A 22,296-nucleotide genomic window follows, 5' to 3' on the forward strand; every position below is an offset into this window, starting at 1 on the left:
CGGCATCGGAGCGGGCGGGGGAAGCGCCGGGGCTGCGGGGGAGGCACTCATGGCGATGCAGGCGACGGCGGCCTTCGACGTGCCGTGCGCCGAGGGCTCGGTGGGCGTCCAGCGCCGCGGCACCGGCCTGCACACCGTGCTCGCACTCGCGCCGCCGCCGGCCGGACCGGTGGTGCACGACGGCGTTCCCGCCGGTCCCGGTCTGCCGCTGTCGGTGCTGACCGGCTGGCTCCGGCGCCCGGCCGCGGCCGGCTCGGCCGTCTCGGTGATCACCTGCGCCCGGCGCTGGGGCGGAGCGGGCCCGGTGATCCCGGCCTACCGGGAACTGCTCGGCCCCCTGACCGTCACCGGACAGCGCGCGGTGTATCTGCTGCTGCGCACCGAGGCCGGCCTCGACCGCGATGCCGCCGCGGCGGTGCGCCGCTGCCGGTCCGCGACCCGGCTGCTGACCGGACTGCTCGGCGAGGCCGGAGTGGCGGCCCGGCCGCTGACCGCCGCACAGGTCGGCGAGCTGAGCCGGACCGTGGGCCTGACTTTCGGCCGGGTCGCCCTCGAGACCGGGCCGGCGGCCCCGGTCCGTCCCCTGGCCCTCGGCGTCGCCGGCCCGTCCGGGGCCCTCGAAGGGGTGTGGGCGGCCGGCCCCGGCGGCACTACCGCCCTGACCATCAGCGGTGGCCCGGATCGGGTGCGGCTGCACGCCTGTGCCCGGAGCGCGGCGCACGCGTACTCGACCGGCGCTCGACTCCCGGACGGTGCGGCCCCGCCCGCCCCAGCCCCGGAGAGGGTCGCCACGGAGAGCGCGGTCCTGGACGGTACGGTCCTCGATGCCGCCGTTCTGGACACCGGCCTCCTGCCGATCGGCGGTGCCGGACCGCTGGTCGGCGCCGACGGCGGCGGACGGCCGGTGACCCTGCCGCTCTCCGGTCCGGAGGTGCCGCGGTCCTGGCTGCTCGGCGACGAGGTGCTGGCCCGGCGGATCGCGGTGCGGCTCGCGGCGCTCGGCATCGCCGTCTGCGTGCACACCGACTCCCCGCAGCACTGGGCCGGACTGCTCGCCGCCGCCGGACGGCCGGATCTGCTCCGGTTCGCCGACTCCGGGCCGGCGCAGGTGGTGCTGCACGAGGGCGCCGCTCCGCCGCCGCAGGCCCCGGGTGCGACGGTGCTACGGCTGCTTCCGGCCGATGCCGATGTCCCGCCGCCGGCGGATCCGGCGCTCATTCAGACCGGGCCGGGGGCGGCGATCGCCGCCGGCGGCGGCCGCAGCCTCCCTCTCCGCCTGGTCCGCGGTCCCGCCGAGGACCGGCTGCTCGCCGACCGCTGACCCGCGGCCGGCCGGGCCGGCCGGGGCGGTCAGGACGGTTCGTCGGCGCCCAGCGGCACTCGGGCGCGGAACAGCACGGCCCGGCTCGAGGCCGCCCGCACCAGCACGTCCGGATCCGCGTCGGAGAGCCACAGCGCATCCCCGCAATCGACCGTCGCGCGCTCGGAGCCGTCGGCCGTGGCCACCTCCACCCGGCCGGCCAGAACCGCCAGGATCTGCGGGCCGGGCATGTCGAAGCCGATCGTCGACGGACCCTCCAGTCCGGTGCCGTCGAGTTCGATCCGGGACAGGCGGAACTCCGGCGCCGGGGTCTGGTAGACGCGTTCGGCGCCGACCGCCGTCACCGGCGGCATCAGCACGTCCCGCGAGACGGGGGTGAAGTCGAGCACCCGGAGCAGTTCCGGGACGTCGATGTGTTTGGGGGTGAGTCCGCCGCGCAAGACGTTGTCGGAGTTGGCCATCGCCTCGACGGCCACCCCGCGCAGGTAGGCGTGCAGATTGCCGGCCGGCAGATACACCGCCTCCCCCGGCTGCAACCGGACGAAGTTGAGCAGCAGCGCCGCCAGCACCCCCGGATCGTTCGGGTAGGCCTCGCCGAGTTCGAGCACCGCACGCAGTTCGTCGGCGAACTCGCTGCCGCGCTCGAGCGCCCGGACCGCCCCGGCCAGCACCTCGGGCACCAGCGCATTGATCACCGACTCGGGCAGGGTCAGCCAGGTGGTGAACACCGCCCGCAGGCCCACCGCATCGGGCTGACCGGCCAGCATGCCCAGATACGAGTCCAGGCCCGGCACCTGCAGCGAGCGCAGCAGGGCGACGGTCGGGGCCGGGTCCCGGAAACCGGCGAGCGCGTCGAACTCGCTGATGGCCACCACGATCTCCGGCTTGTGCCAGGAGTCCCGGTAGTTGCGCCGCGGATCGTCGGCGGCCAGGCCGCGCGCGTTCTCGGCGGCGAAACCCTCCCGGGCCTGTTCGGCGCTCGGGTGGGCCTGCAGCGACAACGGCTCCTCGGCGGCGAGCACCTTGAGCAGGAACGGCAGCCTGCCGTCGTAGGCACCGGCGGTGGGCGTGCCCAGTTCGCGCTCCGGGTCGGCGTCGATCACGCTGAGCAGATCGGTTCCGTCGCCAGGATCCGCGCACCGGGCCGGGGAGGCCGGATGCGCACCGAACCACAGCTCCGCCTCCGGATGCGGGGAGGGCGTGGATCGGCCCTGCAGACCCGCGATCACCGTGCGCGAACCCCAGGCGTAGGGCCGCACCACTCCGTTGAGTATCTTCATTCCCCCACCTCGTGGCCCGGTTCGCCGAGCAGCGCCAGATAGGCGGCCGCCAGTCCGGCGCGGACCGTGATCAGCAGATGTCCGGCCAGGTCGGCGGGCGCGTCGCCGAACAGTTCGTCCGGGCCCGCCGGGACCACCGGCACCGACTCCGGATCGACGACGCCGGCGGTGACCAGCCCGGCGTCGGGCAGTGCGCCGATGCGTTGCTGCGCATGCCAGGCCCGGGCCGTGGTGGTCACCAGCAGCAGCCGGCTGCCCGCCGGAGGCGGCGCCTCGTCGAAGTCAGGATCGTAGAAGATCGATGCGGCCCGATCGCCCGGTGCGGCGGCGAGCCGGGCGATCGCACCCGCCTCGTCGGCGACGGCCGCCGGGATCCCGGCGACCGCGAACAGGCAGGCCGCGGCCTGCGCAGCCACGGCGGTGGTGCCCGGACTGTCTCCGGCCCACACGCACTGCCGCCCGGCGATCCGCTGGGCCAGAAGCTTGGCCTGGTTGGTGAAGCTGTCCTGCTGCGGGTGATCGGCCGCCGCCTCCGCGTCGAGCTGATCGGCGAGCCCGCCCAGCTCCGGCGGGGCCGGCGACAGCCGGACCTGCGTGAGCGCAGTGAGCACGGCCAGCAGCCCGGCGACCAGTCCCGGGTAGCCGAACCGCGGGTCGACGTACAGCCGCGGCGACAGATCGATCACGTCCCGACCGGCCCGGCCACCGGACTCGACGGCCTCGCGCAACGGCCCCTCGATCGGGGCGAGAACCGCCACCTCGGCGTGCCGCCGCAGTGCCCGCGTGATCGCATCGGAGAGCGGCGGGTCGCCGGCGTCCTGGCCGCTGATCACCACCACGTCCAGCGGCCCGGTCCAGCCCGGCAGGCTCGGCGTCACCACCAGCGGGACGTCGGCGCGGGCGGCGAGTACGGCCACCACCAGGGCCGCGGCCCGGGCGGCGAGGATCGACCTGCCGGTCACGATCACCACGGCCCGCGGACGCACCTGCGCGAGCGGTTCGAGCACCCCCTCGGCCTGCGCCTGAGCCACCGACCGCACCTGGGCCCCGGCCATGGCGGCCGACCGCAGCAGACCGTCGCGGTCGGCGGAGAGAAGGGACTCGACGTCGTCGAGGTCACCGATGATGGCGGGCATGGCTCACAGCGTGCGCGATGGCGCGGGGTCAGTCAACCGGGTCCGGCAGGACGCGAAGATGGCCGCGACGGCCCGGCCGCGGGCCGGCGGCGGGGGCGCTGCCGGGAGCAGGGCTGCGCTCGGAGGAGCGGCGGTCAGCGCGGTGCCGTCCGGGCAGCGCATCGTCGGTGTCTTGGTGCGCGGAGAAACCGGCCTTGGGGGCCAGTGCCGTCGATCCGGCGCCGGCCTCGCGGACGGCCTCGGCCAGGGCGGTCAGCTCCGAGTCCTCGGCCGGCTGCACGAACTCGCTCTCGCTGCGCAGCATCTGCCAGCCGACGGGCACCGTGATGCGATCGGCGTGCTCGGAGCACAGATCCCAGGAGTGCGGCTCGTCGGCGCCGGCCAACGGCCCGATGACCGCCGTCGATTCGGCGTAAACAAAGGTCAGCGTCGCCACAGCGAGGCGCGAGCACCCGGGACGGCAGCACTGACGAGGAGAGTTCACGCCGGTCAGCCTATCGCGCAAGACCATCGGGCGCCGCATCGACACGCAGTGCGGGCGACCGGAGATCACCCCGCGCGGGCGCTGCCTAAGATGGTGAGCCATGCGATCGAGTCCGTCTGACCGCCGCAATCTGCGGGCGCTGCTGGATCCGCCGCGTCGTGTCCGCGACCGGCGGGGCCGCGGGCTGCGCGGACCGCTGTTCCCGCCGGGCATCCCCGCCCGCCGGACACCGTCGGACGTCTTCGATCGCACCGCCGTCGACGCCTTCGCCGCGATCGACGCGCTCTGGCACGACCAGCTCACCGACCTCGATCTGAGCGTCGACGAGGTGCCGCGCATCCTGCCGCACGATCTGGAATCGATTCAGTGGCCCGAGGAGGTCACCGCCGACGGTCCGGTGCCGCTGGCCCGGCTGATCGATGCGGGCATCGATGCCGCGGGCCGGCCCACGAGGGCGCAGATCATCCTGTTCCGCCGGCCGCTGGAACTGCGGGCCCACGATGCGGAGGAGTTGCCGGAGATCCTGCGCGAGGTGCTGATCCAGCAGGTGGCCGTCTACCTCGGACTCGACGAGGAGACCGTCGAAGGGGGCCCGGCGGCGTGACCCCCGTCCCGGACCGGCGCGGCGCACGCGGCGGGACCGGCCCGGCGGTGGTCTACGGGCGGCGGCTCAGATGATGCCGCGCTTGAGGCGCCGGCGTTCCCGCTCGGACATGCCGCCCCAGATGCCGAAACGCTCGTCGTTGCCCAGGGCGTATTCGAGGCATTCGGCTTTGACCTCGCACCCGTGGCAGATCCGCTTGGCCTCCCGGGTGGAGCCGCCCTTCTCGGGGAAGAACGCCTCGGGGTCGGTCTGCGCGCACAGCGCGCGGTCCTGCCATTGCTCTTCGACCGCATCGAAGAGTTCCTCGAACTCTGTCGGAACCGCCGACAGATGACTGCGCTGCCCGGAGCAGCTGCCGAACGCTGCATTCACCGGATCAGTCATTCGACGCCTCCTTCACTGGTTCGTTCCTGTCGTGCCTTACCGAATTCTGCGAGCCGGGGCCCGCTTGATCAGATCGCGAATGACATTGCTGTGATTACACACGGTGACAATCGTCTCAGTCAAGCTGAACGGCAGAATTGCCATACCACTCGCATCCGGAAATCCCCCGTAAGGGACGACACACCGGCCGTTATCGTGTGCAAATCCGGCGTGTCGTTCAGACACTCGACAACCGTGCGTCCGAGCGCCTGCGGCCCGCCCCGTAGGGTTGGCGCTGTGAAGGTCACCGTTCTGGTCGGAGGCGTCGGCGGCGCCCGTTTCCTGCAAGGCGTACGCGAGCTCTTCGGCACCACCGAGTTCCCCTCGACCGGACCCGACGGTACCGAAAGACCGGCGGGGCCGCACCAGGTCACCGCGATCGTCAATGTGGGCGACGACGCCTGGATGCACGGGGTGCGGATCTGCCCCGACCTGGACACCTGCATGTACACGCTCGGCGGCGGGATCGACACCGAGCGCGGCTGGGGCCGGGTCGACGAGACCTGGCACGCCAAGGAGGAGCTGGCGGCCTACGGCGCCGACCCGTCCTGGTTCGGCCTCGGCGACCGCGACCTGGCCACCCACCTGGTGCGCACCCAGATGCTCGAGGCCGGTTTCGAGCTGCACCTGGTGACCGAGGCCCTGTGCCGCCGCTGGCAGCCCGGGGTGCGGCTGCTGCCGGTGACCGACGACCGGCACGAGACGCACGTGGTGATCGACCGGCCCGGAGGCGAGCCCGGCGAGCGGGTGGCCATCCACTTCCAGGAGTGGTGGGTCCGCCATCGCGCCCAGGTGCCCACCCACGGATTCGCCCAGGTGGGCACCGAGAATCCCACCCCGGCCCCCGGGGTGCTCGAGGCGATCGCCGACGCCGACGTGGTGCTGCTGGCGCCGAGCAATCCGGTGGTGAGCATCGGGGCCATCACCAGCGTTCCCGGTCTGCGCTCGGCGCTGCGGACCACCGCGGCGCCGGTGGTGGGCATCAGCCCGGTGATCGCCGACCGGCCGCTGCGCGGCATGGCCGACGAATGCCTGTCGGTGATCGGGGTGGAGACCACCGCCGAGGCGATCGCCGCCCATTACGGCGCGCGCAGCGGCAACGGCCTGCTCGACGGCTGGCTCATCGCCGAGGGCGACACCGCCGCGGTGGACGGCATCGCGATCGGTGCGGCACCGCTGCTGATGACCGATCCGGCGACCACCGCGCAGATGGTCCGCGATGCGCTGGCACTGGTCGGGGTGAGCGCATGAGCCGCGATCACCGGGCCGGCGAGGGCCTGCAGATCCTGCCGGTCACCGGACTCGGCGAGTTCGGTCCCGGCAGCGACATCGCCGGCGAACTGCTGGCCGCCGCACCGTGGATCGCCGACGACGACGTCCTGGTGGTCACCAGCAAGATCTTCTCCAAGACCGAGGGCCGGATGGTGCCGGCGCCCACCGATCCGATCGAACGCGATGCCCTGCGGCGCACGCTGATCGACGACGAGACGGTCCGGGTGGTGGCGCAGAAGAACCGCACCCTGATCACCGCCAACCGCAACGGCCTGGTGCAGGCGGCCGCCGGGGTGGACGGCTCCAACGTGGCCGCCGACCAGCTGGCGCTGCTGCCGCTGGACCCGGATGCCTCGGCTGCGGCGCTGCGCGCCGACCTCGCCGCACGCGGACGCCGGGTCGCGGTGCTGATCACCGACACCATGGGCCGGGCCTGGCGGACCGGCCAGACCGACGTGGCCATCGGCGCGGCCGGAATCGCCGTCAGCCACGCCTACGACGGCGTGGCCGACGGCTACGGCAACACCCTGATGGTCACCGACATCGCCGTGGCCGACGAACTGGCCGCCGCAGCCGACCTGGTGAAGGGCAAAATCGACGGAGTGCCGGCGGCCGTGGTGCGCGGCCTGGTGCCCGTCGACGACGGCAGCACGGCCGCCGATCTGGTGCGCGAGCTCGACGAGGACCTGTTCCGGCTCGGCACCGAGGAGTCCCTCGCGCTGGGCCGGCGGCAGGCGCTGCTCACCCGCCGCTCGGTCCGCCGCTTCGATCCGCGGCCGGTGGACCCGGAGGTGATGCGCGCCGCCTTCGCCGAGGCGCTGACCGCACCGGCACCGCATCACTCGCATCCGGTGACCTTCGTGTGGGTCCGTTCGCCGCAGCGACGGACGGCGCTGCTCGACGCTCTCGGTGCGGCCTGGCGCGCCGACCTGGAGGCCGACGGCCGATCCTCCGACTCGGTGGACAGGCGCGTCGCCCGCGGCGCGATCCTGTACGACGCACCGGAACTGGTGATTCCGGTGCTGACCGGCGACGGCATGCACCGCTACCCCGATGCGCGCCGCAACGGCTGCGAGGAGACCATGTTCACCGTCGCCGGCGGCGCCGCCGTCTACGGGCTGCTGGTGGCGCTGTCGGTGCGCCAGGTGGGCAGCTGCTGGATCGGTTCGACGATCTTCGCCGCCGAGACCACCCGCGAGCAGCTGGACCTGCCCGCACACTGGCGCCCTCTGGGCGCGGTCGCCGTCGGCCATCCCGCCGAGCAGCCCGACGGACTGCGGGCCGCGGCCGACCTCCCCGGGGCGGTGATCGAGCTGTGACCGGCGGACTCACCGCCTCGGCCCGGGCCGCGCTCAGCGGCTGGCACGCCCCGGACGCCGAGCAGGACGCCCTCCGGCACACCTACTTGGCGTTCGTCGATGCGGCCGGCAATCCGTGTGAACGGGCCTGCGTGCCCGGCCATCTCACCGCCTCGGCGGCCGTCTTCGACGCCACCGGCACCCGGGTGCTGCTGACCCTGCACCCGCGGGTGGGCAAAAGGGTGCAGCTCGGCGGGCACTGCGAACCCGGCGACCCGTCGCTGGCCGCGGCGGCGCTGCGCGAGGCGACCGAGGAGTCCGGCCTGGACGGGCTGGTGCTCTCCCCCGGCCCGGTGCATCTGCACACCCACCCGATCACCTGTTCGCTGGGCGTTCCCACCCGCCATCTGGACGTGCGGTACGCCGCGGTGGCCCCGGCGACCGCCGACGGCACGCCGCCGGTGCCGCAGATCAGCGAGGAGTCGGTGGATCTGGCCTGGTGGCCGGTGGACGATCTGCCCGCACAGGTCGACACCGAGTCGGTGCCCGCCGTGATCGCCCACGGCCTGACGGCGCTGCGCGCCGCCGGTCTCCTGCCGGAGCCCGCCACTCGGTGATCACCGCCCGCGCTCTCCGGTCCGGCGGCGACGGGGTGCGGGGGTTCAGACCACCTGGTTCTTGCCGACGCAGACCACGCCGCCGGCGCTGACGGTGAACCGCTCGCGGTCCTGCTCGAGGTTCACCCCCACCTGACCCTCTTCGCCGATGCGGACGTTCTTGTCGAGGATGGCGTTGCGCACCACGGCGTTCCGGCCGATCCGGACGCCGGGCATCAGAACACTGCCCTGCACCACGGCTCCCTCCGCGATCACCACGTCGTTGGCCAGCACCGACCCCAGCACGGTGGCGCCGGTGAGGATGCAGCCCGCGCCGACCATCGAGTCGTTCGCGGCGCCGCCCTTGATGAAGCGGGCCGGCGGCAGGTGCGAGGTCTCGCCGCGGATCGGCCAGCGCCGGTTGTAGAGGTTGAACGCCGGACGTTCGCTGACCAGATCCATATGCGCCTCGTAGAAGGCGTCGATGGTGCCCACATCCCGCCAGTAGCCGTGGTCGAGCTCGGTCTCCCCCGGCACCTTGTTGTCGGCGAAGTCGTAGACGTAGGCCTCGTCGCGCTCGACGAAGGCCGGGATGATGTCGCCGCCCATGTCGTGGTCGGAGTCCGGGTCGGCGGCGTCGCGTTTGAGCATCTCCACCAGTGCTTCGCTGCTGAAGACGTAGTTGCCCATCGAGGCGAAGGTGACGTCCGGATCGTCCGGGGTGCCGGGCGGTTCGGCGGGCTTCTCCAGGAATTCGGTGATCCTGCCGGTCTCGTCGGAGTCGATGCAGCCGAAGGCCGTCGCCTCGCTGCGCGGCACCCGGATGCCGGCCACGGTCACCGAGGCGCCGGTCTCGATGTGCCGCTCGACCATCTGCGAGGGGTCCATCCGGTACACGTGGTCGGCGCCGAAGACCACGATGTAGTCGGGCTTCTCGTCGTCGATCAGGTTCATCGACTGGAAGATCGCGTCGGCGCTGCCGGTGTACCAGCGCGGCCCGAGCCGCTGCTGGGCGGGCACGGGGGTGATGAACTCGCCGTGAAAACCCGAACTCCACCAGGTCTGCGAGATGTGCCGGTCGAGGGAATGCGACTTGTACTGGGTGAGCACGCAGATCCGTTCGTAGCCCGCGTTCACCAGATTCGACAGGACGAAGTCGATGAGCCGGTAGGAGCTGCCGAAGGGCACCGCCGGCTTCGCGCGGTCCTTCGTCAGCGGAAAGAGCCGTTTGCCTTCTCCGCCGGCGAGGACGATTCCGAGAACATGCGGTTGCGATCTCACAGTCCCAACATATCCGGCCGCGACCGATCGCGGGTGGTCGCGACCCCAACCCGGGCCGTTGGCCCCGGTGTTCACCTGCGCCGTACCGCAGATCCGCGGGGGAATGTGAGGGTCGTCTCAGCGCCGCCGGGCCACCGTGACGGTCACCGCCAGTTCGGCCGGGACGCGGCCGCTGTGCCGGCCGGCCAGCGTGCGGGCGGCCGCGGCCAGTTCGGCGTCGGTGCGGTGGAAGCCGGCCGGGCCCATCCCGGCCAGATCCGCGAGTTCGGCGGCGCCGAGCGTCGCCGCACTGCGCACCGGGGTGCTCGACACCTCGGTGAAGGCGTGCTCGGTCAGTTCCGCGCGCAGCCGGCCGAGTTTGCCGTCGGCCACGTCGAGCATGCCGAGCGGTTCGCGCAGCAGGCGCAGGTGATCGGTGTGCGGGGTGACCACGATCCAGTGTCCGCCCGGAGCCAGGATGCGGCGCACCGCACGGGCGTTGCGCGGCGCGAACACCGACAGCACCGTCTGCGCGACGCCGTCGGCCACCGGCAGTCCGGCCCACAGGTCGGCGACGACGGCGGCCGCCCGGTCGTGGCAGCGGGCAGCGGCGCGTGCACAGTAGACGGACAGGTCCACGCCCAGGCCGCGGGACTGAGGGAGCGCGTCCACGGCCGAGGAGAGGTACTGTCCGGTGCCGCAGCCGGCGTCCACGATCACCGATCCGGGATCGGCGCCGTCGGCCGCGGCCGAGGCCACCGCGCTGCGCAGTGGGGCGAACAGCGCCGAGTCGAGGACCCGTCGGCGCGCCGCCACCATCGGCGCGGTATCGGAGCGGTGTTTGCTGCCGCGTCCGGGCAGCAGGGACACGTAGCCCTGCCGGGCCACGTCGAAACGATGGCCGCCGGGGCAGCCCAGACCGTCGTCGACGACGGTCAGCGGCTGAGCGCAGACCGGGCAGCGCAGCAGCCCGGCGAACGATTCCCAGCGGCGGAGCCGTTCCTGATTCAGGCGGTGACCTCGCGCAATGCCTCGCCGAGGGCGCCGGCCTCCTCGTCGTTCAACTCCACGACCAGACGGCCGCCGCCGTCGATCGGAATCCGGACCACGATACCGCGGCCTTCCTTGACCGCCTCCAGAGGACCATCACCCATACGGGGCTTCATCGCCGCCATTCCCGAGCTCCCTTCACTCCACTACCGTGGGATAGATCTCCATGATACGTGTTCCAGCTCTCGTCACCGCTTCGGGGACGGCTCCACAACACCCGCACTGTGTACATCGTCGGCCGGACGACGGCGGGTGAGATCGTCGACGACGGCGCGCAGTTCGTCGATCTCGCGCGCCAGCTTCTCCAGTGCCCAGTCCACTTCGGCCTGTTCGTAGCCGCGGGTGCGCTGGGTGAAGATCAGCGCGCGGACGTCGTCGCCGGTGATGCCCTCGCGGGGCAGCCGGGTGAGGGTGCGGCCCTTGGCCACGGCGGGCAGGTCCTCGCCGCGCCCGAACGCGAACCACACGACGGCGAAGACCACGGCCACCACCGCAGCCATGATGATCACGTACAGGCCGATCGTCGTCACGGGTTCCAGCCTAGGGCATCTCCGCCGGGTGCTCCCCGGCCGCGGCGCGGTGCAGGGCGGCCACCGGCGGCCGGTCCAGGCCGCTCAGCTCGCGGGTGTGCGGGGTGAACGTGCCGTCGGGTGCGGCGGTGTACTGGGTCAGACCGACCCCCGAGTCGGGGATGTCGCAGCGCTGCAGCAGCGTCGCCACGATCTGCCGGCTCATCACCCCGAGCTGGTCGAGCGGCCGGTTGCGGTGCGCGCGCACCCCCAGGTTGACCTGCCCGATGCCGGCCAGCCCGTACCGGTCGTAGGTGTCCACCAGCAGCCCGATCTCCACCCCGTAGCCGGGCGCGAAGGGCACCGAGGCGAGTAGCTCGCGGGTGCCGGCGTACTCCCCGCCGAGCGGCTGGATCACCTCTCCCAGTTCGGGTTTGAGCGCGGTGAGCAGCGGGCGGGCCAGCAGCTCGGTCACCCGGCCGCCGCCGTCGGTCAGTTCGGTGGCGCCCGACCGCAGGGGCCGCCGGTAGTAGCCCTTGACCAGATGGATGCCCTCGGTCAGCAGCAGCGGCCCCAGCAACCGGGGAACGAAGCCCGGATCCGGGTCGATCAGATCGGAGTCGACGAAGACGATCAGATCGCCGGTGGTGGCGGCCACCCCGCGCCAGAGGGCCTCCCCCTTGCCCGGCTGGGTCGGGATGTCGCTGAGCACGTCCTCGCGGGCGATGACCCGCGCTCCGGCGGCCCGGGCGCGCTCGGCGGTGCGATCGACCGACCCGGAGTCGAGCACCACCAGTTCGTCGACCAGGTCCGGCACCAGTGGGGCGATCGAGGCGATCACCGCCGCGACCGTCTGCTCCTCGTTGAGGGCCGGCAGCACCACCGAGACGCTGCGGCCGGCCTTGGCGGCCACCAGCTGCGCCACCGTCCAGTCCGGCCGGTCCCAGGCGTGCGTATGCGACCACGGCGCCGGCGCGCCGGGCTGCGGGTGGGGCGCCGGCGCAGCGCTGCCCGATTCAGTCATGCCAGTCCTCTGACCGCCCTGGTCGGAGGGCGGGAGCCGATGATGGAGGCCACCATGTCCACGGTGCGGCGGGTGTCGGCCACCTCGTGGACCCGGAAGACCCGGGCGCCGGCCGCGGCGGCCAGCGCTGTCGCCGCCAGCGTACCGGCCACCCGTTCGCCCAGACCCACGCCCAGGGTCTCGCCGATGAAGTCCTTGTTGCTCAGGGCCATCAGCACCGGTCGGCCGGTGCCGGTGAGCCGGCCCAGCTCCCGCAGCAGCGCCAGTCCGTGGTGGGTGTTCTTCCCGAAGTCGTGGGTGGGGTCGATGAGGATCCCGTCCGTGCGGACGCCGGCGGCCTCGGCGCGGTCGGCGGCCGCGGTCAGTTCGGCGACCACCTGACCGACGATGTCGCGGTAGGCCACCCGGTGCGGCCGGGTGCGCGGCTGCGCGCCACCGGTGTGCGAGCAGACGATGCCGGCTCCGGCCCGCGCGGCCACCCGCACCAGTTCGGGGTCGGCACCGGCCCAGGTGTCGTTGATCAGGTCGGCACCGGCCGCACAGGCCGCCTCGCCCACGCTCGCGCGCCAGGTGTCGACGCTGATCAGCAGGTCCGGATACGCCGAACGGATCCAGCCGATCAGCGGCACCACCCGGTCGATCTCGGCGGCGGCGTCCACCTGCGGCCCGGGGCCGGCCTTCACCCCGCCGACGTCGACGATGTCGGCGCCCTCGGCCACCACCTGGTCCACGCGAGCCTTGGCGGCGTCGTCGGAGAAGGTGGCGCCGCGGTCGTAGAAGGAGTCCGGGGTGCGGTTGACGATGGCCATCACCAGCGCCCGGTCCGCCGCGACCGGGCGGCCGCACAGAGTGGCCGCCGCCCCTCCCGGCCCGGACGCTCCTCGCTCAGCCCCGGCAGGTCCCGCGCCGGCAGTCGATTCCATACCGACAGTCTCGCACCCCGCTGTGCGCACCGGTCAGCGCGGCGCCTTCGCGGCGGCCACCTCGGCCGGATACTCGGGGTAGAACGGCACGTAGCCGTCGGCCCGGCCCTTGAGCACCCAGACCCGGTCGTCGCCGACCTCGGTGAAGCCCTCGTCGCGCAGCTCCACCTTGCGGTTCTTGAAGGTGGAGGTGGCCTCGATGGCGTCCACCTCGCGCAGGAACAGCGGGACGGCGTAGCCGGGGAGTTCGCTGTACAGGTGATCCGACAGCGCCTTCGGATCGAAGGTCTGCTCCGGGTCCAGGGTGATCGCGGCCATGCCGGCGCGGCCGTCGCAGCCGCCCACCGCGGCACCGTAGACCACGGCCTCCTCCACCGCGTCGACGCCGGCGAAGGCGCCCTCGACCTCGGTGGTGGCCACGTTCTCGCCCTTCCACCGGAAGGTGTCCCCGAGCCGGTCGACGAAGGCGATGTGGAGGAAACCCTGCTGGCGGACCAGATCACCGGAGTTGAAGTAGGCGTCGCCCTTCTTGAAGGCGTCCCGGATCACCTTCTTCTCGGTCTCGCCGTCGTCGGTGTAGCCGTCCAGCGGCACCCGCTCGCTGATCTGCGCGATCAGCAGGCCGGGCTGCCCCTTGGCGACGGTCCGCAGGCGGCCCTTGGCATCGCGCTTGGGGCTGCCGTCGGCCTCGTACTCGACCACTTTGTACGGCAGCGGGCAGAAGCCCGCGGTGCGCTTGACGTTGAAGGCGTTGACGAAGGCCACGTTGAGTTCGCTGGCGCCGTAGAACTCGACCACCCGGTCGATGCCGAAACGCTGCGAGAACTCGTCCCAGATCTCCGGCCGCATGCCGTTGCCGACGATCACCCGGACCGCGTGCTGCCGGTCGGTGGGCTTCTCCGGCTGCGAGAGCAGGTACCGGCAGAGTTCGCCGATGTAGCAGAAGGAGGTGGCACGGTTGGCGATCACCTCGTCCCAGAACCGGGAGGCGGAGAACTTGCGGCCGATCGCGATGCAGGCGCCGCCGGCGAGCACCGCGCCGAGCGAGACCGACAGGGCGTTGTTGTGGTAGAGCGGCAGCGGCACGTACATGGTGTCGCTGCCGCGCAGCCGCACACCCAGCCCGCCGATGCCCGAGTAGTTGGCGAGCCACCGGTTGTGGCTCATCAGGCTGGCCTTGGGCAGTCCGGTGGTGCCGGAGGTGAAGATGTAGAAGGCGATGGTCGACGCCGGGAGCTCGGCGGTGATCGGCGGATCGGCCTCCGACTTGCCCTCGGCGGCCGCGTCGAGCGCCGCGAAGTCCAGGACGTGCTCGGGATGGACCTCCGGACTCATCGAGTCGAAGGCCTCGGAGGCATCCGGATCACGCAGCAGCACCTTCGCGTCGAGCAGCGACATGCTGTGGTCGATCACGTGGTGGGTCTGGTTGTAGTTGAGCATGCCGGCCGCCGCCCCGAGCTTGACCGTGGCGATCACGCAGAGCAGGTCGGTGGCGCTGTTCTTGGCCAGGATGCCCACCACGTCGCCCGGGCCCACCCCGCGCTCGGCGAGCACCGCGGCGTAGCGGTTGGCCGTGCGGTTGGCCTCGTCGTAGGTCAGCGTGGTGCCGTCGAACCGGATGAACGGCCGGTCCGGATGCTTGGCGGCGAGCCCGGCCACGATGTGCCCGATGGTCTTGTGCGCGTCGGCCGGGCGGTACACCAGTCCGGGGGCGTGCTTGGCCATGCCGAGCAGATCCGGCACCATGCCGGCCACACCTTTGAGCAGATCGATCACGCCCACCGAGTCCTTGGCCCCGGGATGGTGGGATCCACCCTCCCGCTGAGCAGTGCCCGCGCTGGTGTCAGTCGCCATGGTTCGCTTCACTCTCTGTCGCCGAATGTGACCTCTGCTGCGTTATGTTACCGACGGGTTAGCCACGGACAAGGCCGCCCCCACGTCGTCGACCACCGCGATCCGCGCCAGCGCGGCGGCCGACACGAACCCCCGTCCCTGAAGATTCTGCAGCCAGTCCAGTAGCGGATCGTAGAAACCGCGGTAATTGAGCAGTGCCACCGGCTTGGTGTGCAGGCCCAGATAGCCGCCGGTCCATGTCTCGAAGACCTCCTCGAGGGTGCCGATGCCGCCGGGCAGGGTGATGAAGCCGTCGGCCATCTCGTCCATCAGCCGTTTGCGCTCGCGCATCGACGTGGTGACGATCAGCTCGTCGGCGTCGACGTCGGCCACCTCCCGGCGCATCAGCGCCTCGGGGATGATGCCGATGGTGTAGCCGCCGGCCGAGCGGGCGGACCGGGCCAGTGCGCCCATCATCGACACATTGCCGCCACCGGAGATCAGCGTGTGCCCGGCCTCGGCGATCGCCCGGCCGGTCGCCGCCGCCAGCTCGAGGTACTCCTCGTCGACCGGTCCGGACGCGCAGTAGACGCAGATGCCGCTCACCGGCGGGCCCGCTGCACCGCCGCGACCGCCTCGGCCGGCGTCTCCACCAGGGTGATCAGGTCCAGATCCTCCGGTGAGATCTTCCCGGAGTCGACCAGGGTGGTGCGCATCCAGTCCAGCAGCGGTCCCCAGAAGGCGCTGTCGATGAGCACGATCGGGAAGCGGAAGACCTTGCCGGTCTGCACCAGGGTGAGGGCCTCGAAGAGCTCGTCGAGGGTGCCGATGCCGCCGGGCAGGCAGATGAACCCCTGCGCGTACTTGACGAACATCGTCTTGCGGACGAAGAAGTACCGGAAACTCACCCCGATGGTCAGCCACGGATTGAGGTGCTGTTCGAAGGGCAGCTCGATGTTCAGCCCGATCGACGGCGCGTTCACCTCGTAGGCCCCGCGGTTGGTGGCCTCCATGGCGCCCGGACCGCCGCCGGTGATCACCGCGTAGCCGGCCTGGCCGAGCAGCCGGCCGAGCTCGATGCCCATGTCGTATTCGGCGTCGCCGGGACGGACCCGGGCCGATCCGAAGACGGTCACCGCCTCGGCGACGTTCTCGAGGGTGTCGAAGCCGGAGACGAACTCGGACTGGATGCGCAGCACCCGCCACGAGTCGCGCACGGTGCGCGCGGCCGCCCGGCCCGGGTCGCGCGGATCGACCCATTCGAGCAGGGTCTCGTCACTGGTGACGTAGTCCTGCCCTTCCGGGACCAGGACGCGTGCCGGGCCTGCGTACCGGTAGTCGCCTTCGTCGGGAACGGGGACGTCATCGCTGAGCGGGGTGGTCATGCGCCCCAACCTAGCAATCGGGCCGGTCACTCCCCGCGCAGATACGCCCCGAGCAGATCGGTCACCTCGCGGATCTGCGCCACCGGAACCCGCTCGTCGGCGCGATGCGCCAGACTCGGGTCGCCCGGGCCCAGATTCACCGCGGGCACGCCCAGCGAGGAGAAGCGCGCGACATCGGTCCAGCCGAACTTGGCGCGGAAGCGTCCACCGGCGGCGCGCACCAGTGCGGCGGCGGCCGGGCGGCCCAGTCCCGGCAGCGCGCCCGGCGCCGAATCGGTCACCTCGGCGGTGAGCACCCCGGCCTGCAGGTCGGCGGCGAAGACCTCGCGCACGTGCTCGAGCGCCTGCTGCGGCGAACGGTCCGGCGCGAACCGGAAGTTCACGTCCAGGTAGGCCTCGTCGGGCACCACGTTGCCGGCCACGCCGCCGTGCACGGCGACCGCCGACAGGCCCTCCCGGTATTCGCAGCCGTCGATGTCGACCCGCCGCGGGGTGTACTCGCCGAGCATGGTCAGCGCGCGGCCGAACTTGTGAATCGCGTTCTCGCCCATCCACGATCGGGCGGAGTGGGCGCGGGTGCCGGTCGCGGTCAGCCGGACCCGCAGCGTGCCCTGGCAGCCGGCCTCGATCTGCCCGCCGGTCGGCTCGCCGAGGATGGCCACGTCGCCGGCCAGCCAGTCGGGCTTCTCCCGCTCGATGAAGCCCAGACCGTTGTGCTCGGCGGCGATCTCCTCGCAGTCGTAGAAGATCAGCGTCAGATCGTGGGCCGGATCGTCGAGGGTCGCGGCCAGGTGCAGGAAGACGGCGTCGCCGGATTTCATGTCGACGGTGCCGCAGCCGTGCAGCACCTCGCCCTCGGTCTGGTCGACGGTGCGCCGGGAGGGCACGTTGCCGGCGATCGGCACGGTGTCGAGGTGCCCGGCCAGGATCACCCGGCTCGGCTTGCCCCGGTGCGTCCGGGCCAGCACCCGGTTCCCGAACCGGGAGATCTCGAAGCCGCGGGTCTGGGCGCGCAGGGCCGCCTCGACCGCGTCGGCGATCAGCGATTCGTCGCGGCTGACGCTGCGGATGTCCACCAGCGCGGCGGTCAGGTCGACGGGATCGGCACGCAGGTTCAGATCGGGAACGCTCACACCGACCACTCTAGTGCGGACCGATAGACTGACCGCGTGACTACTCAAGGTGCTGTTGCCATCGGAATCGCCACGCTGACCGCCGACGACGGGGCCGTCGTCCTGGACACCTGGTACCCCTCACCCGAGTTGACCGTGGAGCCCGGCGAGGCCGGCACCGTGGTCCTGGACCGGGCCGACGTCCCGGCCGACCTGCGCGAGCTGGTCGGACCCGACACCGCCCGCGGAGTGACCGTGGTGGCGGTGCGCACCACCATCGCCGACCTGACCGCCGACCCGATCGACGCGCACGACGTCTACCTGCGTCTGCACCTGCTCTCGCACCGCCTGGTGCAGCCACACGGCCTGAGCCTGACCGGCCAGTTCGGACTGCTGAGCAATGTGGTGTGGACCAACTTCGGCCCGTGCGCGGTCGAGGGCTTCGAGGCCACCCGGGCACGGCTGCGCGCCCGCGGCCAGGTGACCGTGTACTCGGTGGACAAGTTCCCGCGGATGGTCGACTACGTGCTGCCCTCGGGGGTGCGCATCGGCGACGCCGACCGGGTGCGCCTGGGCGCCCACCTCGCCCCGGGCACGACGGTGATGCATGAGGGCTTCGTGAACTTCAACGCCGGCACCCTGGGCTCGTCGATGGTCGAGGGCCGGATCTCGGCCGGCGTGGTGGTCGGCGACGGCTCGGACGTCGGCGGCGGCGCGTCGACCATGGGCACCCTCTCCGGCGGCGGCACGGAGATCATCTCCATCGGCCGGCGCTGCCTGCTCGGCGCCAACGCCGGCTGCGGTATCCCGCTCGGCGACGACTGCGTCATCGAGGCCGGTCTGTACGTGACCGCCGGTACCAAGGTGACCGGCCCGGACGGCACGGTGGTCAAGGCCCGCGAGCTGGCCGGCCGCAACAATCTGCTCTTCCGCCGCAACTCGGAGACCGGTGCCGTGGAGGTCCGCGCCAAGGAGGGCGACGGCATCGCCCTCAACGAGGCCCTGCACGCCAACGACTGACCCTCCTCCCGGCGGATCGCCGGGCTCGCGCGACAGTCGAACGCTCGCGCTCCCGTACACACGGGAGCGCGAGCGTTTTTCTGTCGCGCGGAAGAAGGGCAGGCGGCTCAGGCCCGCAGGCGGGCGACGGCGGCGTCGACGCGCTCGTCGGTGGCGGTGAGCGCCATCCGGATGTGCCGGGCGCCGGCGGGGCCGTAGAAGTCGCCGGGCGCCACCAGGATGCCGCGCTGCGCGAGCCAGTCGAGGGTGGCGCGGGAGTCGTCGCCCCGGGTGGCCCACAGGTAGAGCCCGGCCTGGGACCAGTCGATGGTGAAACCGGCCGATTCCAGTGCGGCTCTGAGCTTCTCGCGCCGCACCCGGTAGCGCTCGCGCTGAGCGGCGACGTGCTCGTCGTCGGTCAGTGCGGCGATCATCGCCTGCTGGATCGGGTAGGGCATGATCATGCCGGCGTGTTTGCGCACGGCCAGCAGTTCGCTGATCAGCGCCTGGTCGCCGGCCAGGAAGCCGGCCCGGTACGACGCCAGATTCGACGACTTGGACAGCGAGTGCACGGCGATCAGCCCGGTGTGGTCGCCGCCGCAGACCCGCGGATCGAGAATCGACAGCGCCTCGTCGTCCCAGGCCAGGCCCAGGTAGCACTCGTCGGAGACCACGGTGACCCCGCGGCCCTGCGCCCAGGACACCACCTTGCGCAGATGGTCCGCACCGAGCACCTTGCCGGTCGGATTGGACGGGCTGTTGATGAACATCAGCGCCGGGCTCTGCGGTCCGAGGGCCACCGTCGAATCGGCCCGCAGCACCTGCGCCCCGGCCAGCAGCGCGCCCACCTCGTAGGTCGGGTACGCCACCTCGGGGATCACCACCAGCGCCCCGGCCGGCACGCCCAGCTGGGACGGCAGGCCGGCGATGGCCTCCTTGGTGCCGATCACCGGCAGGATCGCCGACTCGGCCACGCCGTCCACGCCGAAACGCCGCGACAGCGCCGCCACGGCGGCCTCGCGCAGCGCCGCGGTGCCCGCGGTCGCCGGATAGCCCGGAAACTCCGAGCCGTCGGCCAGCGCCCGCCGGATCACCGGATCCACCGGGTCGACGGGGGTGCCCACCGACAGATCCACGATCCCGTCCGGATGCGCGGCCGCCCGCTCCCGGGCACCGCTGATCGTGTCCCACGGGAAGTCGGGCAGTCCGGCGCTCACCGGCTGCAGGCGCGCAGGGCTCACGTCAGTCCTCTTCGCCCATCGGCGGCAGGTTCTTGACGAACGGCGGGTCGTAGTCGGTCTTGCCCACCTTGCTCGCCCCGCCCGGCGAACCGAGCTCGTCGAAGAAGTCGACGTTGGCGCTCACATAGGGCTCCCACTCGTCGGGTACGTCGTCCTCGTAGAAGATCGCTTCCACCGGGCACACCGGTTCACAGGCACCGCAGTCGACGCATTCGTCCGGCTGGATGTAGAGGCTGCGGCCGCCCTCGTAGATGCAATCGACCGGGCACTCCTCCACACATGCCTTGTCCATCACATCGACGCAGGGCTCCGCGATGATGTAGGTCACGACCTTCTCTCCTTCAGTTCATGCAGCACGCCACGGAGCCGAGGGCTGGTCGACTCCGGCAAAGCACGTCGGCGGGTCCGGGCCGGGCGCAGACGCCGCGCGCCGACTCCACTCCGCACGACCTACAGCGTATCTTCCCGCGCCCACCGGTACGAACCCGCCACCAGGGCCGTCACCGCCGCAGCCCGCCGACCGGCACCGAATTTTGTGCACGCAGAGGAAAAATACGCGCTGGCCACAGCCCGGTCCGGCCGTCGCCGACGCCGCCATTCGCCCTTGAATACCCCATGGGGTATAAATGTCACCGGAGCGGAAGGACCGAGTATGAGAATCGTCATCGTCGGCGGCGTCGCCGGCGGCATGAGTGCCGCAGCGCGCGCCCGCAGGCTCAGCGAGGACGCCGAGATCGTCGTCCTCGAACGCGGCGAGCACCCGTCGTTCGCCAACTGCGGGCTGCCGTACTACGTCGGCGGCGAGATCGCCGACCGCGACGACCTGCTGGTCCAGACCCCCGAATCCCTCCATGCGGCACTGAACCTGGACGTCCGCGTGCGGCACGAGGTGATCGGCCTGGACCCCGCCTCACAGACCGTGCGGGTGCGCACCGACCACGGTGAGCTCACCCTCGGCTACGACGCCCTGGTGCTCGCGCCCGGCGCCGCCGCCGTCCGGCCGCCGCTGCCCGGCCTCGACTCGCCCCGCGTGCGCACGCTGCGCACCGTCGGCGATGCGGTCGCCCTGCGCGAGAGCGTGGAGAACGGCGCCGCGCGGGCGGTGGTGCTCGGCGCCGGCTTCATCGGACTCGAGGCGGCCGAAGGACTGCGCCGGCAGGGACTGGCCGTGGACGTGGTGGAACTGGCCCCGCACGTGCTGCCGCCGCTGGAGCCCGAGATCGCGGGCCCGGTCCGCGCCGAACTCGAGCGCCTGGGCATCGTCGTCCACGACGGCATCGCGGCGACCGCGATCGAGCCCGGCCCCGGCGCCGACACCGTGCTGCTCGCCGACGGCACCGCGCTCCCCGCCGACCTGATCGTGCTCTCGGTGGGCGTGCGCCCGGACACCGCGGTCTTCGCCGCCGCCGGGGTGGCCACCGAACGCGGCGCGATCGTGGTCGACGAGCACGGCCGCACCGGTGTGCCGCGGGTGTGGGCGGTCGGCGATGCCACCGTCGCCACCGATCCCGTCACCGGGCTGCGCCGGCCGGTGGCCCTGGCCGGACCGGCCAACCGGGCCGGGCGGCTGGTGGCCGACGACATCCTCGCCCCCGGCTCGGCGCGGCCGATCCCGCCGCCGCTGGGCACCGCGATCGTGCGGGTCGGCGGGCTCACCGCCGCCCTGACCGGTGCCGGGCGGCCGGCGCTGACCGCCGCCGGCATCGACTTCCACACCGTCCACCTGCACCCGGGCAGCCACGCCGGCTACTTCCCCGGCGCCGAGCCGATCCACCTGCTGATCCACTTCCGGGCCGGCGACGGGCTGCTGCTCGGTGCGCAGGCCGTCGGCGCCGACGGCGTGGACAAACGCATCGACGTGCTATCGACGGCGCTGGCCGCCCGGATGACCGCCCCGGAGCTGATCGATCTGGATCTGGCGTACGCGCCGCCGTACGGCTCGGCGAAGGATCCTGTGAACCTGGCCGGAATGATCGCCGAGAACGTGCTCGGCGGCGAGCTGCGCCTCTGGTACGCCGGCGACGACCCGGACCCCGATGCTCTGCTGCTGGACGTGCGCACCCCGGACGAGGTGGCCGGCGACCGGCTGCCGGGCGCGCTGACCGTCCCACACACCCGGATCCGCGAGCGGCTCGCCGAGATCGTCGAGGTCGCGGACGGGCGGCCGGTGCGGGTCTACTGTGCCAGCGGCATGCGTTCGTATCTGGCCTGCCGGATACTGACGGCGGCCGGGCTCGATGCCGCGAGCCTGTCCGGCGGCCTGCTCACCTATCGGGCCCTGCACCCGGCCTGAACCGAACTGCACGAAACGCACGTATCCCAGAACTCACGGGACTCAGAACTCCCGAGACCCCGACCGAAGGAGAACCCCTCATGTGTCAGCGAGTCACCTGCCCCACCTGCGGCAAGATCACCTGGCAGGGCTGCGGCAGCCACGTCGACGAGGTCATGCGCGGCGTCCCGCAGGCCCAGCGCTGCCCGGGCCACCCGGACGAGCCGGGCAGGCTCGCGCGCCTGTTCGGCCGCGGCTGACCCGCACCGGCTCC

24 protein-coding genes are annotated in these 22,296 nt (G+C 72.3%); 8 read left to right on the plus strand and 16 right to left on the minus strand.

Features of this window, described 5'->3' with window-relative positions; translation table 11 throughout:
* The first annotated feature begins 49 nt into the window (after nucleotides 1-49).
* Nucleotides 50-1,321, plus strand: a complete 1,272-nt coding sequence (locus tag ACJMNC_RS03975; RefSeq protein ID WP_408946648.1) for a hypothetical protein — start codon at nucleotides 50-52, stop codon at nucleotides 1,319-1,321.
* A gap of 29 nt (nucleotides 1,322-1,350) precedes the next feature.
* On the opposite strand, the gene manA is transcribed toward ACJMNC_RS03975, so the two are convergent.
* Genes manA through ACJMNC_RS03990 form a run of 3 tightly spaced genes read right to left on the minus strand, consistent with a single transcriptional unit; the run spans nucleotide 1,351 to nucleotide 4,221 of the window.
* Nucleotides 1,351-2,601, minus strand: coding sequence for a mannose-6-phosphate isomerase, class I (gene manA, locus ACJMNC_RS03980; RefSeq protein WP_408946649.1), 1,251 nt, complete (start codon nucleotides 2,599-2,601; stop codon nucleotides 1,351-1,353).
* Nucleotides 2,598-3,737 carry a hypothetical protein gene (locus ACJMNC_RS03985; RefSeq protein ID WP_408946650.1) on the minus strand — a complete coding sequence of 380 codons (1,140 nt, stop codon included), beginning with the start codon at nucleotides 3,735-3,737 and terminating at the stop codon, nucleotides 2,598-2,600. The genes manA and ACJMNC_RS03985 overlap by 4 nt, the downstream gene beginning before the upstream one ends.
* 28 nt (nucleotides 3,738-3,765) lie before the next feature.
* A complete protein-coding gene (locus tag ACJMNC_RS03990) occupies nucleotides 3,766-4,221 on the minus strand; it encodes a DUF3499 domain-containing protein (protein WP_408946651.1) in 456 nt (151 codons plus the stop codon).
* 100 nt (nucleotides 4,222-4,321) lie between these two features.
* Here ACJMNC_RS03990 and ACJMNC_RS03995 point away from each other — a divergent pair, with 100 nt between their 5' ends.
* Nucleotides 4,322-4,825, plus strand: a complete 504-nt coding sequence (locus ACJMNC_RS03995) for a metallopeptidase family protein (RefSeq protein WP_408946652.1) — start codon at nucleotides 4,322-4,324, stop codon at nucleotides 4,823-4,825.
* A gap of 66 nt (nucleotides 4,826-4,891) precedes the next feature.
* Here the strand turns inward: ACJMNC_RS03995 and ACJMNC_RS04000 are convergent, their stop codons facing one another.
* A complete protein-coding gene (locus tag ACJMNC_RS04000; protein WP_408946653.1) occupies nucleotides 4,892-5,209 on the minus strand; it encodes a WhiB family transcriptional regulator in 318 nt (105 codons plus the stop codon).
* Between the two features lie 276 nt (nucleotides 5,210-5,485).
* Between ACJMNC_RS04000 and cofD the strand changes: the two genes are divergently transcribed.
* From cofD to ACJMNC_RS04015, 3 genes are read left to right on the plus strand one after another with little or no spacing between them, the layout of a single operon-like run.
* On the plus strand, nucleotides 5,486-6,499 hold the full coding sequence (gene cofD / locus ACJMNC_RS04005) for a 2-phospho-L-lactate transferase (RefSeq protein WP_408946654.1): 1,014 nt from the start codon (nucleotides 5,486-5,488) through the stop codon (nucleotides 6,497-6,499).
* Nucleotides 6,496-7,839: a coenzyme F420-0:L-glutamate ligase gene (locus tag ACJMNC_RS04010; RefSeq protein ID WP_408946655.1), complete on the plus strand. Its 1,344-nt coding sequence runs from the start codon at nucleotides 6,496-6,498 to the stop codon at nucleotides 7,837-7,839. The genes cofD and ACJMNC_RS04010 overlap by 4 nt, the downstream gene beginning before the upstream one ends.
* The gene (locus tag ACJMNC_RS04015; RefSeq protein WP_408946656.1) at nucleotides 7,836-8,435 is read left to right on the plus strand and encodes an NUDIX hydrolase; all 600 of its coding nucleotides are present in this window, start codon (nucleotides 7,836-7,838) and stop codon (nucleotides 8,433-8,435) included. The genes ACJMNC_RS04010 and ACJMNC_RS04015 overlap by 4 nt, the downstream gene beginning before the upstream one ends.
* Before the next feature lie 45 nt (nucleotides 8,436-8,480).
* Here ACJMNC_RS04015 and glgC read toward each other — a convergent pair whose 3' ends face one another.
* The 10 genes from glgC to dapE form a co-directional block, all read right to left on the minus strand.
* Nucleotides 8,481-9,695: a glucose-1-phosphate adenylyltransferase gene (gene glgC / locus ACJMNC_RS04020; RefSeq protein WP_408946657.1), complete on the minus strand. Its 1,215-nt coding sequence runs from the start codon at nucleotides 9,693-9,695 to the stop codon at nucleotides 8,481-8,483.
* Nucleotides 9,696-9,812: 117 nt separating this feature from the next.
* Nucleotides 9,813-10,685 (minus strand): putative RNA methyltransferase, encoded by an 873-nt coding sequence (locus ACJMNC_RS04025; RefSeq protein WP_408946767.1) that lies wholly within the window; start codon nucleotides 10,683-10,685, stop codon nucleotides 9,813-9,815.
* Entirely contained in the window at nucleotides 10,682-10,849 is a 168-nt protein-coding gene (locus tag ACJMNC_RS04030) for a DUF3117 domain-containing protein (RefSeq protein ID WP_408946658.1), read from the minus strand. The genes ACJMNC_RS04025 and ACJMNC_RS04030 overlap by 4 nt, the downstream gene beginning before the upstream one ends.
* A gap of 63 nt (nucleotides 10,850-10,912) precedes the next feature.
* Complete coding sequence (locus ACJMNC_RS04035) at nucleotides 10,913-11,254, minus strand: DivIVA domain-containing protein (RefSeq protein WP_408946659.1); 342 nt, start codon at nucleotides 11,252-11,254, stop codon at nucleotides 10,913-10,915.
* A 10-nt stretch (nucleotides 11,255-11,264) separates the two neighbouring features.
* Entirely contained in the window at nucleotides 11,265-12,257 is a 993-nt protein-coding gene (locus ACJMNC_RS04040; RefSeq protein WP_408946660.1) for a glucosyl-3-phosphoglycerate synthase, read from the minus strand.
* Nucleotides 12,254-13,180, minus strand: a complete 927-nt coding sequence (gene folP, locus ACJMNC_RS04045) for a dihydropteroate synthase (RefSeq protein ID WP_408946661.1) — start codon at nucleotides 13,178-13,180, stop codon at nucleotides 12,254-12,256. The genes ACJMNC_RS04040 and folP overlap by 4 nt, the downstream gene beginning before the upstream one ends.
* A gap of 33 nt (nucleotides 13,181-13,213) precedes the next feature.
* Nucleotides 13,214-15,034 (minus strand): long-chain-acyl-CoA synthetase, encoded by a 1,821-nt coding sequence (locus tag ACJMNC_RS04050; protein WP_408946662.1) that lies wholly within the window; start codon nucleotides 15,032-15,034, stop codon nucleotides 13,214-13,216.
* A gap of 42 nt (nucleotides 15,035-15,076) precedes the next feature.
* Nucleotides 15,077-15,619 (minus strand): TIGR00730 family Rossman fold protein, encoded by a 543-nt coding sequence (locus ACJMNC_RS04055; protein ID WP_408946663.1) that lies wholly within the window; start codon nucleotides 15,617-15,619, stop codon nucleotides 15,077-15,079.
* Nucleotides 15,616-16,398, minus strand: a complete 783-nt coding sequence (locus ACJMNC_RS04060; protein WP_408946664.1) for a TIGR00730 family Rossman fold protein — start codon at nucleotides 16,396-16,398, stop codon at nucleotides 15,616-15,618. Before ACJMNC_RS04060 ends, ACJMNC_RS04055 begins: the two co-directional genes overlap by 4 nt.
* 26 nt (nucleotides 16,399-16,424) lie before the next feature.
* A complete protein-coding gene (gene dapE, locus ACJMNC_RS04065) occupies nucleotides 16,425-17,531 on the minus strand; it encodes a succinyl-diaminopimelate desuccinylase (RefSeq protein WP_408946665.1) in 1,107 nt (368 codons plus the stop codon).
* A gap of 36 nt (nucleotides 17,532-17,567) precedes the next feature.
* On the opposite strand from dapE, the gene dapD reads away from it, so the two are divergent.
* Nucleotides 17,568-18,530 carry a 2,3,4,5-tetrahydropyridine-2,6-dicarboxylate N-succinyltransferase gene (gene dapD / locus ACJMNC_RS04070; protein ID WP_408946666.1) on the plus strand — a complete coding sequence of 321 codons (963 nt, stop codon included), beginning with the start codon at nucleotides 17,568-17,570 and terminating at the stop codon, nucleotides 18,528-18,530.
* 107 nt (nucleotides 18,531-18,637) lie between these two features.
* Here the strand turns inward: dapD and dapC are convergent, their stop codons facing one another.
* Together dapC and fdxA are read right to left on the minus strand one after the other, a co-directional pair.
* Nucleotides 18,638-19,750, minus strand: a complete 1,113-nt coding sequence (gene dapC / locus ACJMNC_RS04075) for a succinyldiaminopimelate transaminase (protein WP_408946667.1) — start codon at nucleotides 19,748-19,750, stop codon at nucleotides 18,638-18,640.
* A gap of 1 nt (nucleotide 19,751) precedes the next feature.
* The gene (gene fdxA / locus ACJMNC_RS04080) at nucleotides 19,752-20,078 is read right to left on the minus strand and encodes a ferredoxin (protein WP_408946668.1); all 327 of its coding nucleotides are present in this window, start codon (nucleotides 20,076-20,078) and stop codon (nucleotides 19,752-19,754) included.
* A gap of 324 nt (nucleotides 20,079-20,402) precedes the next feature.
* On the opposite strand from fdxA, the gene ACJMNC_RS04085 reads away from it, so the two are divergent.
* Both ACJMNC_RS04085 and ACJMNC_RS04090 read left to right on the plus strand, forming a co-directional pair.
* The gene (locus ACJMNC_RS04085) at nucleotides 20,403-22,043 is read left to right on the plus strand and encodes an FAD-dependent oxidoreductase (protein ID WP_408946669.1); all 1,641 of its coding nucleotides are present in this window, start codon (nucleotides 20,403-20,405) and stop codon (nucleotides 22,041-22,043) included.
* Between the two features lie 80 nt (nucleotides 22,044-22,123).
* Nucleotides 22,124-22,282 carry a hypothetical protein gene (locus ACJMNC_RS04090; protein ID WP_408946670.1) on the plus strand — a complete coding sequence of 53 codons (159 nt, stop codon included), beginning with the start codon at nucleotides 22,124-22,126 and terminating at the stop codon, nucleotides 22,280-22,282.
* Nucleotides 22,283-22,296: the final 14 nt, after the last annotated feature.

Source organism: Gordonia sp. VNK21 (genome assembly GCF_046098115.1).
GTDB lineage: Bacteria > Actinomycetota > Actinomycetes > Mycobacteriales > Mycobacteriaceae > Gordonia.

What these genes read in the sequence shown, in the direction of transcription:
- manA (WP_408946649.1), bottom strand. Translation starts at nt 2,601, where the DNA reads ATGAAGATACTCAACGGAGTGGTGCGGCCCTACGCCTGGGGTTCGCGC.
- ACJMNC_RS03975 (WP_408946648.1), top strand. Translation starts at nt 50, where the DNA reads ATGGCGATGCAGGCGACGGCGGCCTTCGACGTGCCGTGCGCCGAGGGC.
- ACJMNC_RS04050 (WP_408946662.1), bottom strand. Translation starts at nt 15,034, where the DNA reads ATGGCGACTGACACCAGCGCGGGCACTGCTCAGCGGGAGGGTGGATCC.
- folP (WP_408946661.1), bottom strand. Translation starts at nt 13,180, where the DNA reads ATGGAATCGACTGCCGGCGCGGGACCTGCCGGGGCTGAGCGAGGAGCG.
- ACJMNC_RS03995 (WP_408946652.1), top strand. Translation starts at nt 4,322, where the DNA reads ATGCGATCGAGTCCGTCTGACCGCCGCAATCTGCGGGCGCTGCTGGAT.
- ACJMNC_RS04030 (WP_408946658.1), bottom strand. Translation starts at nt 10,849, where the DNA reads ATGGCGGCGATGAAGCCCCGTATGGGTGATGGTCCTCTGGAGGCGGTC.
- ACJMNC_RS03985 (WP_408946650.1), bottom strand. Translation starts at nt 3,737, where the DNA reads ATGCCCGCCATCATCGGTGACCTCGACGACGTCGAGTCCCTTCTCTCC.
- ACJMNC_RS04090 (WP_408946670.1), top strand. Translation starts at nt 22,124, where the DNA reads ATGTGTCAGCGAGTCACCTGCCCCACCTGCGGCAAGATCACCTGGCAG.
- ACJMNC_RS04010 (WP_408946655.1), top strand. Translation starts at nt 6,496, where the DNA reads ATGAGCCGCGATCACCGGGCCGGCGAGGGCCTGCAGATCCTGCCGGTC.
- ACJMNC_RS04085 (WP_408946669.1), top strand. Translation starts at nt 20,403, where the DNA reads ATGAGAATCGTCATCGTCGGCGGCGTCGCCGGCGGCATGAGTGCCGCA.
- ACJMNC_RS04060 (WP_408946664.1), bottom strand. Translation starts at nt 16,398, where the DNA reads ATGACCACCCCGCTCAGCGATGACGTCCCCGTTCCCGACGAAGGCGAC.
- ACJMNC_RS04040 (WP_408946660.1), bottom strand. Translation starts at nt 12,257, where the DNA reads ATGACTGAATCGGGCAGCGCTGCGCCGGCGCCCCACCCGCAGCCCGGC.
- ACJMNC_RS04000 (WP_408946653.1), bottom strand. Translation starts at nt 5,209, where the DNA reads ATGACTGATCCGGTGAATGCAGCGTTCGGCAGCTGCTCCGGGCAGCGC.